The organism is Roseovarius sp. TE539 (assembly GCF_003298505.1).
Taxonomy (GTDB): domain Bacteria; phylum Pseudomonadota; class Alphaproteobacteria; order Rhodobacterales; family Rhodobacteraceae; genus Roseovarius.
Window position 1 is genome coordinate 22,751 of the sequence record NZ_QNGB01000012.1, and the last position, 17,982, is coordinate 40,732.

Annotated in this window: 15 protein-coding genes; 4 read left to right on the forward strand and 11 right to left on the reverse strand. The window is 64.0% G+C overall.

Annotation, left to right across the window (positions count from 1 at the left end):
* Positions 1-31: 31 nt before the first annotated feature.
* Positions 32-1,270, reverse strand: coding sequence for a urate hydroxylase PuuD (locus DQW77_RS09370; RefSeq protein WP_113257962.1), 1,239 nt, complete (start codon positions 1,268-1,270; stop codon positions 32-34).
* A 109-nt stretch (positions 1,271-1,379) separates the two neighbouring features.
* Between DQW77_RS09370 and DQW77_RS09375 the strand changes: the two genes are divergently transcribed.
* The gene (locus DQW77_RS09375; protein WP_113257963.1) at positions 1,380-2,291 is read left to right on the forward strand and encodes a LysR family transcriptional regulator; all 912 of its coding nucleotides are present in this window, start codon (positions 1,380-1,382) and stop codon (positions 2,289-2,291) included.
* A gap of 174 nt (positions 2,292-2,465) precedes the next feature.
* Here DQW77_RS09375 and uraH read toward each other — a convergent pair whose 3' ends face one another.
* On the reverse strand, positions 2,466-2,819 hold the full coding sequence (gene uraH, locus DQW77_RS09380) for a hydroxyisourate hydrolase (RefSeq protein ID WP_113257964.1): 354 nt from the start codon (positions 2,817-2,819) through the stop codon (positions 2,466-2,468).
* 152 nt (positions 2,820-2,971) lie between these two features.
* On the opposite strand from uraH, the gene puuE reads away from it, so the two are divergent.
* Genes puuE through DQW77_RS09395 form a run of 3 tightly spaced genes read left to right on the forward strand, consistent with a single transcriptional unit; the run spans position 2,972 to position 5,750 of the window.
* Entirely contained in the window at positions 2,972-4,396 is a 1,425-nt protein-coding gene (puuE, locus tag DQW77_RS09385; RefSeq protein ID WP_113257965.1) for an allantoinase PuuE, read from the forward strand.
* Positions 4,393-4,887: an ureidoglycolate lyase gene (locus DQW77_RS09390; RefSeq protein WP_113257966.1), complete on the forward strand. Its 495-nt coding sequence runs from the start codon at positions 4,393-4,395 to the stop codon at positions 4,885-4,887. Before puuE ends, DQW77_RS09390 begins: the two co-directional genes overlap by 4 nt.
* Positions 4,888-4,925: 38 nt before the next feature.
* Positions 4,926-5,750 (forward strand): bifunctional allantoicase/(S)-ureidoglycine aminohydrolase, encoded by an 825-nt coding sequence (locus DQW77_RS09395; protein WP_113257967.1) that lies wholly within the window; start codon positions 4,926-4,928, stop codon positions 5,748-5,750.
* Positions 5,751-5,969: 219 nt separating this feature from the next.
* Here the strand turns inward: DQW77_RS09395 and DQW77_RS09400 are convergent, their stop codons facing one another.
* From DQW77_RS09400 to DQW77_RS09440, 9 genes are all read right to left on the reverse strand, one after another.
* A complete protein-coding gene (locus DQW77_RS09400; RefSeq protein ID WP_113257968.1) occupies positions 5,970-6,215 on the reverse strand; it encodes a MoaD/ThiS family protein in 246 nt (81 codons plus the stop codon).
* A gap of 4 nt (positions 6,216-6,219) precedes the next feature.
* Complete coding sequence (locus DQW77_RS09405; RefSeq protein ID WP_113257969.1) at positions 6,220-8,460, reverse strand: xanthine dehydrogenase family protein molybdopterin-binding subunit; 2,241 nt, start codon at positions 8,458-8,460, stop codon at positions 6,220-6,222.
* Positions 8,460-8,939: a (2Fe-2S)-binding protein gene (locus DQW77_RS09410; protein WP_113257970.1), complete on the reverse strand. Its 480-nt coding sequence runs from the start codon at positions 8,937-8,939 to the stop codon at positions 8,460-8,462. Before DQW77_RS09410 ends, DQW77_RS09405 begins: the two co-directional genes overlap by 1 nt.
* Positions 8,936-9,799 (reverse strand): xanthine dehydrogenase family protein subunit M, encoded by an 864-nt coding sequence (locus tag DQW77_RS09415; protein ID WP_113257971.1) that lies wholly within the window; start codon positions 9,797-9,799, stop codon positions 8,936-8,938. Before DQW77_RS09415 ends, DQW77_RS09410 begins: the two co-directional genes overlap by 4 nt.
* A 395-nt stretch (positions 9,800-10,194) precedes the next feature.
* Positions 10,195-12,255: an ABC transporter ATP-binding protein gene (locus tag DQW77_RS09420; RefSeq protein ID WP_113257972.1), complete on the reverse strand. Its 2,061-nt coding sequence runs from the start codon at positions 12,253-12,255 to the stop codon at positions 10,195-10,197.
* Between the two features lies 1 nt (position 12,256).
* The gene (locus DQW77_RS09425) at positions 12,257-13,201 is read right to left on the reverse strand and encodes an ABC transporter permease (protein ID WP_258523807.1); all 945 of its coding nucleotides are present in this window, start codon (positions 13,199-13,201) and stop codon (positions 12,257-12,259) included.
* Positions 13,182-14,126: an ABC transporter permease gene (locus DQW77_RS09430; RefSeq protein WP_113257973.1), complete on the reverse strand. Its 945-nt coding sequence runs from the start codon at positions 14,124-14,126 to the stop codon at positions 13,182-13,184. Before DQW77_RS09430 ends, DQW77_RS09425 begins: the two co-directional genes overlap by 20 nt.
* Positions 14,127-14,190: 64 nt before the next feature.
* Entirely contained in the window at positions 14,191-15,741 is a 1,551-nt protein-coding gene (locus DQW77_RS09435) for an ABC transporter substrate-binding protein (protein ID WP_113257974.1), read from the reverse strand.
* Positions 15,742-15,876: 135 nt separating this feature from the next.
* On the reverse strand, positions 15,877-17,910 hold the full coding sequence (locus tag DQW77_RS09440; RefSeq protein ID WP_309301311.1) for a CocE/NonD family hydrolase: 2,034 nt from the start codon (positions 17,908-17,910) through the stop codon (positions 15,877-15,879).
* Positions 17,911-17,982 lie beyond the last annotated feature (72 nt).

Below are 17,982 nucleotides of genomic sequence, written 5' to 3' on the forward strand. Positions count from 1 at the left end.
GATGCTCATGCCCGGACGGTTCAGGCAATGGTCAGGATCCGCCTGCCGCTTGCCTGTACCAGCGGGTGATCCGCCGACGCTCGGCCGTCTCCATCCACGTCACGTTCGCGGGGGGCATCGCGCGTGACAGACCGGCATGCAGATAGATCTGCCGCGCGGCGCGGACGATCTGGCGATCGGATTCAAGCATCAGCCCGCCGGGCGCGCTGCGGATACCGGGCCAGGCCGGCTCTGCCGCGTGGCACATGGAGCATCGCCCCAGCACGATGTCCCGGACGCCGGGAAATTCGTCTCCGTGCAGCAATCTGCGCTCCGCTTGTGTCGGCGCGGTGGTCCCGGCCTCCCGCGGTTCCACGGTGCTGAAGGGTTCGCTCGACAGCCACATGATCGCCAAAAAGATCAGCGCGGTCACCGCCCATGTCCATGCGGGTGGGCCCATGCCCGCGTGTCGGGAATTGAACCAGTGCCGTATCGTTACGCCCATCAGAAAGACAAGCACGGCGATCAACCAGCTCTGCTCGGTGGCGAAGGCCAGCGGATAGTGATTGCTGAGCATCAGGAAAACCACCGGCAGCGTCAGGTAATTGTTGTGCGTCGAGCGCAGCTTGGCGATCCGGCCGTACTCAGGGTCGGGCGTGCGCCCGGCGCGCAGGTCCGCGACCACGATCTTCTGGTTGGGGATGATCACCATGAAGACATTCGCGGTCATCAGCGTCGCGGTCAGCGCGCCCAGATGCAACAGCGCCGCGCGGCCGGTGAACACCTGATCATACCCCAAGGACGCCGCCACCAGGAGCGCGAAGAGCAGCACCATGAGAAGCGTCGGCCGCCGTCCGAGGCCGGAACGACACAGCCCGTCGTAGACCGCCCAGCCGACCCCCAGCGATACCCCGGAAATCACCATGCCCTGCCAGGCGGCCAGGTCCGCCTTTGCGCGGTCGATCAGGTAAAGCTCGGCCCCGGCCCAGTAGACGATCATCAGAAGTGCCGCGCCGGACAGCCATGTGGCATAGCTTTCCCATTTGAACCACGTCAGATGCGCGGGCAGGTGCGGCGGCGCCACCAGGTATTTGCGGATATGATAGAACCCGCCGCCATGAACCTGCCATTCCTCCCCGTGCACGCCGTCGGGCATGTCCCTGGAACGGCGCAGGCCCAGGTCGAGCGCGATGAAATAGAACGAGGATCCGATCCATGCGATGGCAGTGACGACATGCAGCCAGCGCACCGCGAAGTCCAACCAGTCGCGGATGATCGCAAGATCCTGCATCGGAAATTCTCCTCCCCGAGAGTTCGCGATGGACGCTACCCGACCCGGTGATTATCCTGAAAGAGCAAAAATTTCCCAACTGCTTCAAACAAAGCCTGAGAATGACACGATGGCCTATCTCGACAATATCCGGACGTTCGTACGTGTCTACGAGCTGGGCAGCATGTCGGCGGCAGCGCGCGATCAGCGTATCTCCGCGGCGGTGGCGTCTTCCCGGATCGCCCATCTGGAGGATCACCTGAACGTCAGGCTCTTCCAGCGGACCACGCGGATGTTGCACCCGACCGAACAGGGCAACCTTTTCTACCACGGGGCGCAGAAGATCCTCGAGGCGGTGCAGGATGCCGAGACGGAAATCAGCAATGTCACCCGCACGCCCCGCGGTACGCTGCATGTCGCCGCTCCGCTCGGCATGGGGCAGCGCCTGATCGCACCGGCGATCCCGCCCTTCACCGCGCAGTATCCGCTGATAAACATCCGCCTGCGCCTGTCCGACCGGCGGTTGGACCTGGCCGCCGAGGGGCTGGACGCGGCGTTCTTTCTCGGTCTGCCCGAGGATTCCACCCTGCGGATCCGCAAGATCGCCGATTGCCCGCGGGTCCTGTGCGCCGCCCCGGAATACATTGCCCGAAAGGGAACGCCGCAGACCGCCGAAAGTCTCAGGGATGACGGTCACGACTGCCTCAACCTCCGCTACCCCGGCGCGCCGGAATTCCAGTGGCCGCTGCAGAAGGCCGACGGTGTCAAGCGCGTCGCCGTCACCGGCCCGTTCGAGTCCGATCACGGCGATGTGCTGACTGCCTGGGCGCTTGCGGGGCACGGCATCATCCTCAAGCCGGCCTTCGAGATTGCAGATCACCTGGCGTCGGGGAGGCTGATCCCGGTGCTCGAACACGAACCGCCCTTGCCGGTGCAGATGGCCTGCCTCTACGCGCACCGCAGGCGCCAGGATCCCAAGGCGCGGCTGTTCGTGGATTTCATGGTGGCCCATTGCAGGGAGGCGTTGGCGGAAAGGCCCTGACCCGGCGGCCCGATCGGACCGGCCTTGATACGCCGCGCGACAGAAAGGACGCCGGGCGCCGGGATGTTGCCGGCCGGCGCGGCCGCCGGCTGCTTCATCTTTCCCGAAATACTCACGCAGACCGCGAAACAGGGTTCCACGCCTGCGCAGCGCGCTCCGTCTGAAGCGGGCGGGTCAGCTTCCGCGGTAGGTGGAGTAGCCGAATGGCGAAAACAGCAGGGGCACGTGGTAATGCACCGGGCTGTCCATGCCGAAACGGACCGGCACCAGATCAAGAAAGCGCGGATCCTGCGGTGGCATCCCGACCGAGTCCAGATATGCACCGGCGTGGAAAACAAGTTCGTAGGTCCCGGGTCGGAACTCGTCGGGCGGCAGGATCGGCGACTCGGTACGGCCATCGGAATTGGTCCGCGCCCCCCGCAGCCGGATACGCGTTTCGGCGTCGATCCTGAAAAGGTCGATTTCCAGGCCGGCGGCGGGGCATCCGCGCGCGGCGTCGAGCACATGCGTTGTCAGGTAGCCTGTCATGTCGGCCTCTTGGCGGTCGGTGTTGTGACTTGAATGCCCGATCCGGAGGTGTCATGACATGTCCGCCGGGCAAAAAGCTCCTTCTTCATTTCTAAGAGAGTAATTCGGATCGCGTTGCAATAACAGGGAAAGGACACCCGGGGAGGCACGGATTGGAACGTTACCCTCGCGACATGCGCGGCCACGGCCCGCACCCGCCGCATCCGCACTGGCCCGGAGGCGCTCGGATCGCCGTGCAGTTCGTGCTGAATTACGAGGAGGGTGGCGAAAGCTGCGTTCTGCATGGTGATCCGGCCTCGGAGGCCTTCCTGTCGGACATCCCCGGCGCGGCACCCTGGCCCGGTGCCCGGCATCCCAACATGGAATCGATCTACGAATACGGTGCACGGGCCGGGTTCTGGCGGCTGCACCGGCTGTTCACCGGGGCCGGTGTGCCACTGACCGTCTACGGCGTCGCCACCGCGCTGGCGCGCAGTCCTGCGCAAGTGGCGGCGATGCAGGCGGCGGATTGGGAAATCGCAAGTCACGGCCTGAAATGGATCGACCATCGCGACATGCCCGAGGCGGATGAGCGCGCCGCCATCGCCGAGGCTATACGCCTGCACACCGAGGTGACCGGCACGCGCCCGCGCGGCTGGTACACCGGACGCAGCAGCGTCAACACGGTTCGCCTTGTGACCGAGGCGGGCGGTTTCGATTACGTTTCCGACAGCTATGCCGACGATCTGCCCTACTGGATCGGGTCCGGCGCTGGTGCGCAGCTGATGATTCCCTACACTCTGGAAGCCAACGACATGCGTTTTGCCGCGGCGCCGGGTCCGGTTACCGGCGCCCAGTTCTTCGATTATCTAAGGGACACGTTCGAGGAGCTTCTGGCCGAGGGCCGGGACGGGGCGCCGAAGATGATGTCGGTGGGTTTGCATTGCCGTCTTGCCGGGCGACCGGGCAAGATCGCCGGGCTGCGCCGCTTTGTGGAGCATGTACAAGCCTCCGGCGCCGCATGGTGCGCGCGCCGCGCCGATATCGCGGCCCATTGGTCGCGGGTGCATCCGGCCCCCGACAAGGTGGCAGCCCCCGCCCCGAGCCAAATGTCGCGGGAGGACTTTGTAACGGCCTTTGGCGGTATCTTCGAAGCCTCCCCCTGGATCGCCGAGCGGGCATTCGAGCTGGAACTGGGGCCGGCCCATGACTGCGCCGAAGGTGTCCACAATGCGCTTTGCCGTGTCTTTCGGTCGGCCGGGGTTCAGGAAAGGCGAGGGGTGCTGGCCGCGCATCCGGATCTGGCCGGCAGGCTGGCGCAGGCGCGACGCCTGACGAAAGAAAGCACCGCAGAGCAGGCGGGTGCCGGGCTTGACGCGCTCACCGATGCCGAGCGGGCGGACTTCACGCGTCTGAACCGGGCCTACACCGGAAGGCACGGGTTTCCCTTCATCATCGCGGTACGCGACCACGATAAGCGCAGCATCCTCGCGGCTTTCGAGCGGCGGCTGGCAAATGACAGCGAGACCGAGTTCGAGGAAGCCTGCCGACAGGTTGAACGGATCGCGTTTCACCGTCTGCGGGACAATCTGGGATGAGCGCGCTGCGGCTTGTCCCCGAATCGCTGACGGCGGATGGTTTTGCCGGTTACGGCGACGTCATCGAGGCGCGTGGCCGGCCCGACCTGATCATCAACGCGGGGCGCTGCGGGCGCTATCACGATCTGGCCCGGCTGGATTTCGGCGATGGTCGGCCCGGGCTCAGTGTGTTCGACGCGCAGGAGGTGGTGCTGCCGCATCGTGTCGACCTCGTGGAGCGGCACCCGATGGGCAGTCAGGCCTTCCTTCCGCTCGGCGGCGCGGCAGTGATGCTGATCGTGGTGGCGGGCGACGCGGGCGGCGTGCCATCGGGTCTGCGGGCCTTCGTCTCGGCGCCGGGGCAGGGGGTGAACCTGCAGCGCGGTATCTGGCACGGCGTTCTGACTCCTCTGGGAGGCGACGGGCAGTTCGCCGTTATCGACCGGGTCGGCGCGGGCGACAACCTTGAGGAATACCGCCTTGACCCGTCCGCGGTTGTGGTGCCGCCATGATCCCCGCACGGCCTTCAGTTTCTCGGGAGGAAACGCAGATGACAGAACACAGCTACCACGTGCCCGAAGGCGGCCTGCCGCCACAAACCGGGCTGCTCACGGACCGGGCGGTGTTCACGGAAAGCTACGCGGTGATTCCGCGCCGCACGATGCGTGACATTGTGACCAGCCGCCTGCCGCACTGGGACAAGACCCGGCTTTGGGTGCTGGCGCGGCCGATGTCGGGCTTTGCGGAGACGTTCTCGCATTACCTCATGGAGGTCGCCGCCGGCGGGGGCAGCACCCGGCCCGAGCCCGATCGTGGCGCCGAGGGTGCGCTTTTCGTGGTCGGCGGCGCGGTGGTGCTGTCAATCAGCGGAGGGGAACATGCCATGAAGCCGGGAAGCTATGCCCATATCCCGGCCGGCACCGACTGGCAGTTACGCAACGATGAAGACGAGGCCGCGGCGTTCCACTGGATCCGCAAGACCTACCAGCCGGTTGCCGGACTGGCGCCGCCCGACCCGGTGATCGCGCAGGAGGCGTCCATCGCGCCCGACCCGATGCCGGACACGCACGGGCAGTGGAGCACCACCCGCTTTGTCGATCCCGAGGACATGCGCCACGACATGCACGTCACCATCGTGACGTTGGCGCCCGGATGCGTGATCCCGTTCATGGAAACCCACGTGATGGAACATGGCCTCTATGTTCTTCAGGGAAAGGCGGCCTACAAGCTCAACCGCGACTGGGTCGAGGTGGAAGCGGGAGATTACATGTGGCTGCGTGCGTTCTGCCCTCAGGCCTGCTATGCCGGCGGGCCGGGACCGTTCCGTTATCTGCTCTACAAGGATGTGAACCGGCACATGCCCCTGGATCGTTAGGGCAATGCCCTGGCCCGGGTCCGCAATCGCGGGCTGGGCGCCACTCGGCGCCATGCGCAAGAACCCGCGCCATTACCGTCGGAGCGTGGCCGGAATCACAGGGAGATCGAACCGTTTGCGAATGAGCCGGCCGCGATGCCGATCGCACGGTGCGAAGGGGCACGGTGAGGGCGCCGGCAGTTTTTCATCGGTTTGGGACCTTCGTGAATGACGAGACGCCTAACCACCTTTCAACCGGCGTAACAGCACGACCTCGCTGTCCGGTTTTATGGGTGTGAACCAGCTGTCGTTATAGACCCGCCCGTCGATAGCCACCGATATGCCGCGTTCAAGCTCCGGTGCCAGGCCGGGGTATTCCCCGGCCAGCCCGTCCAGCAATTCGCGCAACGTTCCGGCCTCTATCTCGACTTCGGTGCTGCCGTCGGCGGCTTCGGCCAGCGAGCCCCACATCTGCACCTTGACCATCGCGTTACCCGTTTTCGATTGCAGCCAGGATTCTGGGCGGTGACATCGGAAGGTCCGTCATGCGCACGCCCGCGGCCTCCGAAACCGCGTTGGCGATCGCCGCAAGGGGTGGCACGATGGATGTCTCGCCCACGCCGCGCACACCATAGGGGTGGCCCGGATTGGGGATCTCCAGGATCACCGTGTCGATCATCGGCAGGTCCGAGGCCACCGGCACGCGGTAATCCAGGAAGCCGGGATTCTGAAGCACCCCGTCATCGCCGTAGATGTATTCCTCGTTCAGGGCCCAACCGATGCCCTGAACCGCGCCGCCCTGGAATTGCCCCTCCACGTAGGAGGGATGCACGGCCTTGCCGGCATCCTGAAACACCGTGTAGCGCAGGATCTTGGTTGCGCCGGTGTCTCGATCCACTTCGACATCCACCATGTGTGTGGCAAAACTCACGCCGGCGCCTTCGGCATTGACCTCGTAATGCCCCGCGATCGGCCCGCCGGTATTGGAGGCGATGGCGGCGATCTCGGCCAGTGTCATCGGTGGATGCTCGCCCGCGTTGGGGCCGGAGGGGCGCGCCGCGCCGTCCTCCCACACCACGGCCTCCTCGTCGATGCCCCAGACCATGGCGGCGCGGCGGCACATCTCGCGCTTGGCGTTGCGCGCCGCCTCGATCGTGGCCAGCCCCACCGCGAAGGTCACGCGGCTGCCGTCGGTCACTTCGTTCTGGCCCAGAGATCCGGTATCGGCGATGATCGTGCGGACCTGGTCATAAGGGATGCCAAGCTCCTCGGCGGCCATCATGGTCATGGAGGCACGCGACCCGCCGATATCGGGATTGCCTTCCGAGACGGTCACCGTTCCGTCCGGCGTTATGTTGAGGCTCACACAGGTGTCGCCGCCGAAATTGAACCAGAATCCGCAGGCCACGCCACGGCCCTGGCCCTTGCCCAGGGGCGCCGACCAGTGCGGATGTGACTTGGCCGCCTCCAGCGTGGCCATCAGGCCGATGGCGGGGTAGGTGGGCCCGTAGGACGCCTTGGTCCCCTCGTCAGCCCCGTTCTTCAGCCGCACCTCCAGCGGATCGAGACCGAAGCCCTTGGCCAGCTCGTCGATCGCGCTTTCAACCGCGAAGGCCGCCATCGGTGCGCCAGGCGCGCGGTAGGCCGCCTGCTTGGGCCGGTTTGTCACGATGTCCCAGCCCACGGTGCGCACGTTTTCCAGATCATAGGGCGCGAAGGCCGACATCGAGCCCATATCCACCGGTGACCCGGGATAGGCCCCGCCCTGATAGCGCAATTCGGCAAAGCCCGCGGTGATCCGCCCGTCCTTCGTCATGCCGATACGCACATCGACCGAGCTCGAGGCCGTGGGCCCGCTGGCCCGCAGAACTTCCGAGCGGCTCATCACCATCTTGACCGGCCGGCCCGCCTTGCGCGACAGGGCCAGTGCCACCGGCTCCAGGAAGACGGTCGTCTTGCCGCCGAAACCGCCGCCAATCTCCGAGGCGGTGACGCGCAGCTGGCCCTGCTCCATCCCGAGGATGGCAGCGCAGGTATTGCGCACCAGGTAGTGCCCCTGCGTGCAGCACCAAAGGTCGGCCTGTCCGTCCGGCCCCATCGAGGCCAGGCAGGCATGCGGCTCGATATAGCCCTGGTGGGTCGCGGCGGTGCGGTAGGTGCGCTCGACCACCCGGTCGGCCTGTGCCAGCCCCGCCTCGATGTCGCCGTGGCCGAATTGCACGCGCGAGATCACGTTGGGTGACATGCCTTCGGGAACCGTCTCCTCGGTGCGGCCCTCATGCAGTGCCGGCGCTTCCGGTTTCATTGCCTCGTCAACATCCGTGACATGGGGCAGGGGCTCATACTCGACCTCGATCAGCTTGGCGGCGCGCTTGGCCACTGCCGGGCTCGAGGCCGCCACCGCCGCCACCGCGTGCCCGTCATAAAGGGCCTTCTCTCCGGCCATGCAATTGTCGAGGATATCGAACACGTCCTCCGGCACCTCTCCGAAATCGGCCCGGGTGACCACGGCCTTGACGCCGGGCAGGGCCTCGGCCTTCGAGGCATCGATCCTGCGGATGCGGGCATGGGGATGGGGGCTGCGCAAGACACGTCCGGTCAGCATTCCGGGGGCCGTCGCATCGGCTCCGAATTTCGCCCGTCCGGTCACCTTGTCGATCCCGTCCGGCCGCACAGGCCGGGTGCCGATCACCTTGAAATCGCGTGTCTTGGATCTGTCGTCGAGTGCCATTATGAAGCCCTCCGCATATCTTCGGCGGTGTCCATGACCGCCCGGATGATCTTGTCGTACCCGGTGCAGCGGCAAAGGTTGCCGGCCAGCCAGTAACGAGTTTCTTCTTCCGTCGGGGCGGGGTTGTGCTCAAGCAGGGCCTTGGCCGCCACCAGAATCCCCGGCGTGCAGATGCCGCATTGCAAGGCCGCCTCTTGCAGGAACTTCTCCTGCAGCGGGTGCAGCTTGTCCCCCTCGGCCATGCCCTCGATCGTGCCGATGTCGTGGCCTTCCGCTTCGGCGCCCAGCATCAGGCAGGAACAGACGACGCGGCCGTCAACGGTGACCGAACAGGCCCCGCAATCACCGGTGCCGCAGCCTTCCTTCGAGCCGGTGAGTCCCAGACGATCGCGCAGCACGTCCAGAAGCGTCTCGTCCGGCTCGCAGAGGAATTCCGTCTGGTCGCCGTTGATACTGGTCGTCACATGGATCTGACTCATGCCGCACCTCCTGCGCGTTCGAATGCAATCTTCGCGGCGCGGCGTCCCAGGACCCCGGCCACATGTTTGCGGAACGCTATGGTTCCGCGCTTGTCGTCGATCGGGCTGGCCGCGCTTGTGCAGGCAGCCGTCAGCGCCGCCTGTGCCGCATCGTCCAGGGTGCTGCCCTCGATGGCCGTTGCCGCTTCCGGCACAAGCGTGACTTTCGGGCCGACGGCACCGAGAGCGACCCTGGCCCGCGCCACCTTGCCGCTTTCATCCAGTTGCAGCGACACGCCGCACCCGACCACCGCGATGTCCATTTCGGTGCGCGGGATGAACCGCAGATACGCATCGCTCGACCGTGCCGGCCTTTCCGGCAGGAAGATCGAGGCGATGAACTCGTTCGCTTTCAGGCTGGTCTTGCCCGGTCCTTCCGGAATCTCGCCGACAGGAACATCGCGTACTCCGCCGGGGCCGGCGATCCGGACGATCGCGTCGGCGGCGAGCATCGCCGGCACGCTGTCGGCGGCGGGTGAGCCATTGCAAAGGTTTCCGGCCAGGGTCGCGCGGCCCTGTATCTGCGTGGAGCCGATCAACCCCACCGCCTCGACAACGCCGGGCCATGCCGCGCACAGCGCCTCGTGCTCGTTCATTTCCGCACCACTTACCGCGGCGCCGATACGCCAGCCGCCGTTCTCGGCGGTGATGTCCTTCATGCCTTCGATCCGCTTGATATCGAGGATCGCATCCGGTTCGATCATTTCCGAGCGGAGCTTGACCAGAAGGTCTGTCCCGCCGGCCAGCATATGACAGTCACCGGACTGACTGGCCAGGAACTCGACCGCGGCATCCACGGTCGTCGGAGCTTCGTATCTCATCCTTTGTGCCTTTCTCGTTGCCCTGGTTCTCGGGTTGAGTGCCGGGGAGTCGATCATTGCCCGGACTCTTCAGCAACTCGCGCCGAGACGCAAACCCAAGTGCGAAGAAATCGAGAAAAATTTCGCTCATCCAGCGTCGCGTGTCGTATGCGCGTGGCACGGACAGGATACGCCCGGTACGCGATTGGCCGGGGTAAAACGAAGCGCGACACCAAGACCGTGCCCCGCCCGGGCAAATATTCAATCCGCAGCAAAATAGATCCATTCTGAACAGTCCGGAACCATCAGGCCAGCCGATCGGCAAGCCGAATTTCTACACTGTATAATATAGGGCCGGATGCACGATCCACCAACCGCTTTTCCGTCATCGGGGGCATGGCGGCAGGTGCCGAATGTCACTTCAACGGGAAAAGGCAGGCGTGAACGCGGCCGTCATTCATGGTGAAATGCGGTGGTTTTTCCTCTCGGCACCTCGGTTGCACGCAAGGGCAGCGGGTGGCGAAATCGCATCCCACGGGGCGGTTCATGAGGCTGGGAACCTCCCCTGAGATCGAGACATGCGTGCGGCGGCGGTCCGGATCGGGCTGCGGGATGCCTTCAACCAGCGCACGTGTGTAAGGGTGCGCGGGTGAACGGAAAATCTCTTCTGCGTCGCCCTGTTCCACGACCCGGCCAAGATACATGATGGCAAGCCTGTCGGCAATGTGACGCACGACGGGAAGGTTGTGGGTGATGATCAGGTAACCCAGCCCGTGCTCGGCCTGCAGGTCCGCCATCAGGTTCAGGATCTCGCCCTGTACCGACACGTCGAGACCTGCCGTCGGCTCGTCCGCGATGATGAGCTTGGGATTGAGCGCGAGCGCCCGCGCGACGCCCACGCGCCGCGCCTGCCCGCCGGACAATTCGTGCGGATAGCGGCCCAGAAGCGGTTTGGGCAGGCGTACCAGATCGGCCAGGCGTTCGGCCTCGGCATCAAGGTCGACCCCTGAAATCCCGTGAATCTCGAAGGGTTCCGTGACAAGCGCCCGCACGGATTTGCGGGGCGAAAGCGATCCGACAGGATCCTGGAACATCATCGCCATGTCACGGCGCAACGGTTTGAACCGGCGTTCGGGCATGTTGCGGATCTGCTCACCCTCGAAATCGATCGCGCCGCCATGTGATCGCAGCAGATTGAGAACGGCGCGGCCCAGCGTCGTCTTGCCTGACCCGCTTTCGCCGACCAGTCCGACGGTTTCACCGGGCCGAACCGAAAGCGACACGTCCAGAACACCATCTACAAACGGATCCGCAACCCCCTTTAGCCGCGCATGCAGCGCGCCCATCGTGCGGAATCTCACGTTGAGGTCGGAAACATCCAGAAGCGGTTCCTCGCCGATCTTTTTCGGACCCGCCGGTCGTCCGGTTTCTCCGGCCTTGACCGTCAGGACCTCGGCGGGCGGGGGCCACTCGGGATCGTGGAAGGGACCGTCCAGAAGATGACAGCGGGCATGGCCACCGGCAGTTCCCGCATTCGGCGGCGGGGTGGTGACGCAGACCCCCTCGATCACACGCTGACAGCGCGGCGCGTAGATACATCCGTGCTGCGGGCGCACCAGATCGGGAATGTCGCCCGGGATCACCGGCAGCTTGCCGGCCTGTTTTTCGATGCGTGCCGGATCACATTCCAGCAGGGCGCGCGTGTAGGGGTGTTGCGGATCGTGGAAGATGGACCGGACATCACCGGTTTCGACCACCTCGCCGGCATACATCACCACCACGTCGTCGCACAGTTCCGCGATCAGTCCCAGATTGTGGGACACCAGCACGATCGTCGCCCCTGTCTCGCTTTGCAACTCCTGCAGAAGATGGATGATCTGTGCTTCCATCGTCACGTCGAGCGCGGTGGTCGGCTCGTCGGCGAGCAGAAGTTTGGGGCCCGTGAGAAGCGCCATGCCGATACCGGCCCGTTGGCGCATGCCGCCCGAGAAATGGTGCGGATACTGATCAATCCGGGCGGCCGGGTCGGGAATGCCGACCTTTTCCAGCATCTCCACCGCCATTCTGCGTTTTTCTTCCCGTGAAAGTTCGGGACGCCGATAAAGGATATCGAACATCTGCCGTGCATATGTCAGCACCGGTATCTGGCTGGTCATCGGGTCCTGGAAAACGACAGAGATTTCCTCGCCGCGCACCGCCTGCAGATCCCTCTGACTGGTGTGAAGCAGGTCACGGTCCTCGAACAGAACCTCGCCCGCTGTCACTTCGGCGTTGCCGGACAGCAAGCCCAGGATCGACCAGAGGATCGTGCTCTTGCCCGAACCGCTTTCTCCGACAATGCCGATGATCCTGTTCTTGCGAACCGGGAACGAGACGTCCCGCAGGGCCTTGACCCGTCCGCGCGGAGTGCGGAATTCAAGGGACAGTCCCCGGATGTCCAGCAGGGTTTCATCGGGTGGTGTCATGTCCTTTGCCATTTCAGCGCCCCTTTCCCATCCGCGGGTCGAAAATGTCGCGCAGCGCCTCGCCGAGGAAGGTGAATCCGAGGGTGGTCAGGATCAGCGGAATGCCGCCCGCCACCACCATCCAGGGTGCGTCGCGGATCACCAGATACCCTTCGTTCAGGATCGTGCCCCAGCTTGCCGTGGGCGGCAGGACCCCGAGCCCGAGAAAGCTTAGCCCCGCCTCGACCGTCACGACGACCGGCACGTCCATCGCGGCGAGGATCAGAAGGGGCCCCACCACATTGGGCATGACGTGATGCCACAACATTCGGAAGACACCTGCCCCCAGCGACCTTTCTGCGAGGATGAAATCGGTATTCCTGAGCGTCAGCGTGGCCGTGCGGGTGACACGCGCATATTGCGGTATCGACGTGATGATGATGATGGCGAGCACCAGTTCCAGGCTGGGACCGGTCAGCGCAACCGTGGCCAGTGCCAGAACGATCGTCGGGAAGGCGCGGACCGTGTCGAAGAGCAGCAGCAGGAAATTGTCCAGCCACCTTGGCCCGAAACCGGCGATCATGCCAAGAACAAGCCCCACGATCAGCGCAACCGAGACGCCGATGGCGGCAATCTTCAGCGCTACGCGTCCACCGTGAAGAATACGCGAGAAGGTATCGCGCCCCAGCTGGTCCGTACCGGCCAGGTGTTCCCATGTGGGCCCGGAAAGACGCGCGGGAATATCCAGCGCGTTCGGGTCGTAGGGCGCGAGCCATGGCGCGAAAATGGCACTCGCGAAAAAGAGCAGTACCAGGACCAGCCCCCCCATGCCCTGCCAGTTGGTCATGAACATGCGAATTTTCTCAAGCCGCTCGCGGGCCGCCGACTCGCGGACCTCGGCTTCGGAGACGTGATCCGGCAAGCCGGTCGAGTCGATGGCGGGCAGGCCGGTTTCGGGATCAGAGGGTTTCGCGGACACGGGGATCAAACCAGGCTATGAGGAGGTCGGACAAGAGTACGACAATGATGTAGAGGGCCGTGGCAACAAGAACTGCCCCCTGCACGATCGGAAAGTTGCGGGCCATGACGGCATCGAAGATCAGCTTGCCGATGCCCGGACGCGCAAAGATGATCTCGGCGAAGACGGTCGAGGAGATCAAGCCGCCGAAGCCCATGCCGATGAGCGTGATCGTCGGCAGTATGGCCACCCTGAGCGCGTAACCGAAGACCACTTTTCGCGGCGTCAGTCCGAAAGCGCGCGCAGAGCGGATGTAGGTCTCGCCCATGACCTCGAGCATCGACGCCCGCACCATGCGGGCAAGGTAGCCGACCCAGGCCAGACCGATGGCAAAGGCGGGCAGGATAAGGTGCAGCGCCTGATCGTGCATGTCGCCAGGCTCTCCCGCGCCGATGGCCGGCAGCCACCTGAGTTGCACCGCGAAGATCAGCAGCGCCCAGATCGACACCAGAAACGACGGCACCGCGATCGTTCCGACCGAAAGAACCCCGGTCACGCGGTCCAGCACGCTGTTCGGTTTCACGGCCGCAAGGCATCCTAGCGGAATTCCAAGGATGACCGCCCAGCCCATCCCGGTGCAGACGAGGGCCAGGGTGAAACCGATCCGTTCATTTATGATCTGCGTGACGGGGCGGTCCGAAAACACGTCGACACCAAGGTCACCGGTCAGCGCGTTGCCGACATAGATCAGGAACTGCATCCAGACCGGCTCGTCCAGGTGCATCTTTGCGGCGTAGCGTGCAATGGCCTCGGGCGTGGCGCGCGGTCCAAGGGCGATTGTGGCCGGATCGCCCGGGATGAGGTGCAGCAGCGAAAACAGCACCAGCACCACAAGGCCGATCACAGCGGCGGAAAGACCAAGCCGTTTGGTGAGGTAAATGAGCATGTCAGGCTCCGGTCGGCGGGGAGCGCCCCGCGCCACGCATGGTGGCACGGGGCGGTGTTGCGGGTCACGCCTTTGCGAAGCGCCGGTAGTTCAACTCGCCCGACGGCGCGGCGTTGATCGTTATATCCGCCGTGTGCGCGTAGGATTCGGGCTCGTGGTTGATCCAGACATAGGCGCCGGTTTCTTCCATGATCTCCTGCATCCGGATGTAGATCGCCTCACGCTTGGCGGTGTCCGTCTCGGCGATGCCTTCATTGTAAAGGCGGTCGAACTCCTCGCTTGTCCAGCGCTCCCAGTTCCATACCCCGACCTGATCCGACACGAACCATTGCGTGGCCTCGTAAGGGTCGGGCGTGGTGCCGAAACGCATGATCCAGAGTTCCAGATCCTTCCACATGTCGCCCTTGCTTTCCTGACCCATTTCCCAGAACGGGCCGCTGTCGAGCGGCAGAACCTTGAGCGTGACACCAACGGCGGCAAGGTTGGCCTGAATGATCTGGGCCGTCAGCATGCGCTCTTGATTGTTCAACGTGCGCAGGGTCAGCTCCAGACCGGACGCCCCGGCTTCATCCAGAAGTGCGCGGGCCTTGGCGGGGTCATAGCTGTAGCCGGTTTCATGGCGCTGACCAAGAAGGCCGGGGCATATGATCCCGTGTGACTTGCTGGTTGTTCCGGAATAGGCCCCCTGCAGGATCGAGTCGACATCGACCGCGTGCTGAAGCGCCTGCCGCACCCGGATGTCCTGCAGCTTGGGGTGTTCGGTGTTCATCCCCATCCACATGTACTGCAACTCGCCGGCGGTGGTGACAGCCGTGTCCTCGGGCATGTCGTTGATGTAGCGCGCCAGCGTGTCCGACCCGAGTTCGGTGCAATCCAGTTCTCCGGCGTCGAACGCGAGTTCCGACGCCTTCACTTCCGTTATCACGTTTGCCTCGACCCTTTCGAAACCGGGTTCAGGCCCGGTCCATTCCGGGTTGAGTTCGAACACGACACGCTGGCCCGGCGTGGCGGAATAGGTGTACGGACCGCAGACGGCCGGGAAGTCATTGGTGAATTTTCCGCCGGCATCCTTGACCGCCTGTTCACAGACGATCGCGCCCGGCCCGTGGCACAGCGTGACCATCAGGAATGGGGCGAAGGGTTTGTTAAGGACGATCGTACCGGTCAACTCACCCGTCACTTCAACATGATCCATGGCGTCGAAGTACCCTGACCAGTCGCTTTCCTTCATCCGTTCGTAGGAAAACTTGACGTCGGACGCCTTGAGCGTGCCATACCCGTTCGACCACTTGAGCCCTTCGACAAGCTCGAAGTCGATATGGGTCGGGTCGCGCTGTTCCAGCTTGGTGACGTAGTGGGTCGGCCGCCACGTAAACGTACCGCCTTCCCGCACATATTCGGCCAGGAAAGGAAGGCATTGCTTTTGCGCCTCGATTTCCGTACCGCCGACCATGTAGCCGGGATCGAGAACGTTGTTGTCTCCGTCGATACGGAGGCGCAGCACCTTGCCCATTTCCGCATGGCTGCGCGTCGGCCAGCCCGAGGTCATCGCGACGGCCCCGACGGCCACCGATGAGGCAAGAAAACCGCGACGTGAAAGATTCGGTTTTTCCATGATCTTCTCCCTAGTGTTGGATCTTTTTATTGTCGTCAATCTAGCCACACGATCACCATGCAATCCATTTCGCGCGATTTCGCTAGTTGACGCCACTTTGGCGTCACATAACTTTTTTGGCGGCGGACGGGTTCTTTACAAGTGGTCACGTGGAATTGTCTCTTTCCATGTCAGGTCTTCGAACAGGGCGTCGCCTTCCCATGCGCGAAGGCGGGCCTCGATATGGAACGCCACGGCGTCGCAGGTCAGGACCGTCTGCGTGAGCGTGTCGACAGACCACTCACCCCGCGAAAGATGGAAACGCCATTCCGTTTCACCGCGTGCGGTGTCCGGATCGTTGCCTGTGACCGAGAAACGTTCGAAGCCCTGGTCGGACAGGGTCAGATCGCTTTCGGCGAACCTGACGTGTCCATGACCATCGCCGACCTGCATCTCGATCCGTCCGGTTGTCGCATCTTCGACGATACGGTGATGCTGATCCGGCGCCTCCAGCACCTCGATTTCAAGCGGTGCCGGCAAAACCGGCGCATCGAATTTTGACAGTTCGTCGTCGTCCGCTGAGGGCGCGCGCAGGGGCAATTCCAGGAAACTGGAATCGGTGTGCAAGGTCATCGTCACGGGTTCGGGCGCGGTCCAGATCATAGGAAAATAGCTTGTCGAGATTGCAAGACGCAGACGGTGGCCGGCCGCGAATCTCTGGGCGACATGCTTCATCGGAACGGTGATGTCATAGATCCTGCCGGGTTCCAGTTTTTCCGGGTGCTCATGATCAGAGCGATGCGTGAGGTTCAACACCCCGAACGACACGCGCGTGGCGGCGCCATCGGGCGCAACGTCGCAGATGCGTGCCGCGATAACGGCGATTGGCCGGTCCACCGAGAGCCTGATAACCACGTTGGCGTCGCCGGCCATCTCCAATGGCTCTTCAAGCGGCGCCGTTTCGAAACAAAGGCTTCCGGCATCCTCGCGCCGCTGGTCGAGTGGGTGGTCGCCGGGGGTGGCATAGCTGCACCACTTGCCCGACGCCATCCCGACCCAGAGTGGTGATCCGTGGGTGAGCGTCCCGACCGGGCGCTCCTGCTGCGTGCCAATCGATCCGTCGGAGCCAAGATGAAACCGGGTGCGGGTGACATTGGGCGAAGGCCAGGCAGGTTCGGCAACCCATCGGCCCGGGCGATCGGCATACCAACCGGCCGGCGGAACGCTGTCCTGCATGTAGAGGCGCAGCTGTGGTTCCTCCATGACGCCGGTTTCCTGCCCCTTCAGCCAGTAATCCCACCAGCGCAGTTCCTCACCGAGGAAATCCATCGCGGGGCCCGGCGCCCCAATATGGGGATACTTGTGCGCCCAAGGGCCGACCAGCCCCTTGCGTGGCCCCTTCAGATTTTCCATCAGCCGGAACACGGTGCGACAGTAGCCATCCGCCCATCCCGAAACGGCGTAGACCGGCACCTGGACATTGTTCCAGTCCTCGCATATGGAGCCATGTTTCCAGAAGTCGTCACGCCTCTGGTGCTCCAGCCAGTTCTTCAGCCACAGGCCGCTGCCACGCAGCCGCTCTCTCCACATCTCCCGCCACGCGTCTCCGGCGTTGGCAGGGTCGGGGGGCAGGCTGTTGCGCCCGAACATGATCGACGACCAACTGAGCTGTTCGCCAAGAAGGCAGCCGCCCATATAGTGTATGTCATCCGCATAACGATCATCCGTGGAGCACAGGGTGATAATCGCCTTGAGTGCGCGAGGGCGCATTGCCGCGATCTGCAGCCCGTTGAACCCGCCCCAGGATATCCCGATCATTCCGACGTTTCCATCACACCAGTCCTGCCTGGCGATCCAGTCTATTGCGTCGTAGCCGTCCTGCAGTTCCTGCTGAGTGTATTCATCGACCATCAGGCCTTCGGAGTCGCCGGCTCCGCGCAGGTCCAGCCGAATGACGGCATAGCCATGTGCGGCCAGATGGGGCTGCATCGTGGCATCGCGCTCCGCGGTGAGATCATTCTTGCGGTACGGAAGATACTCGAGGATTGCCGGAACAGGCTGATCCGATGCGGTCTCGGGTTTCCAGATGCGAGCGGCCAACAGGCAGCCATCCGGCATAGTGACGTATGTGTGGGGCAAGCATTCTATCTCTTGCGGATACGCGTTTTTCATCGGTTCCGTACTTTCCATTCAATATCCTTACGCCAAGCCGCTCACGTGGCGCCGTTGCATCAGCCTCGCTGACGCATCCAGAGAATCCAA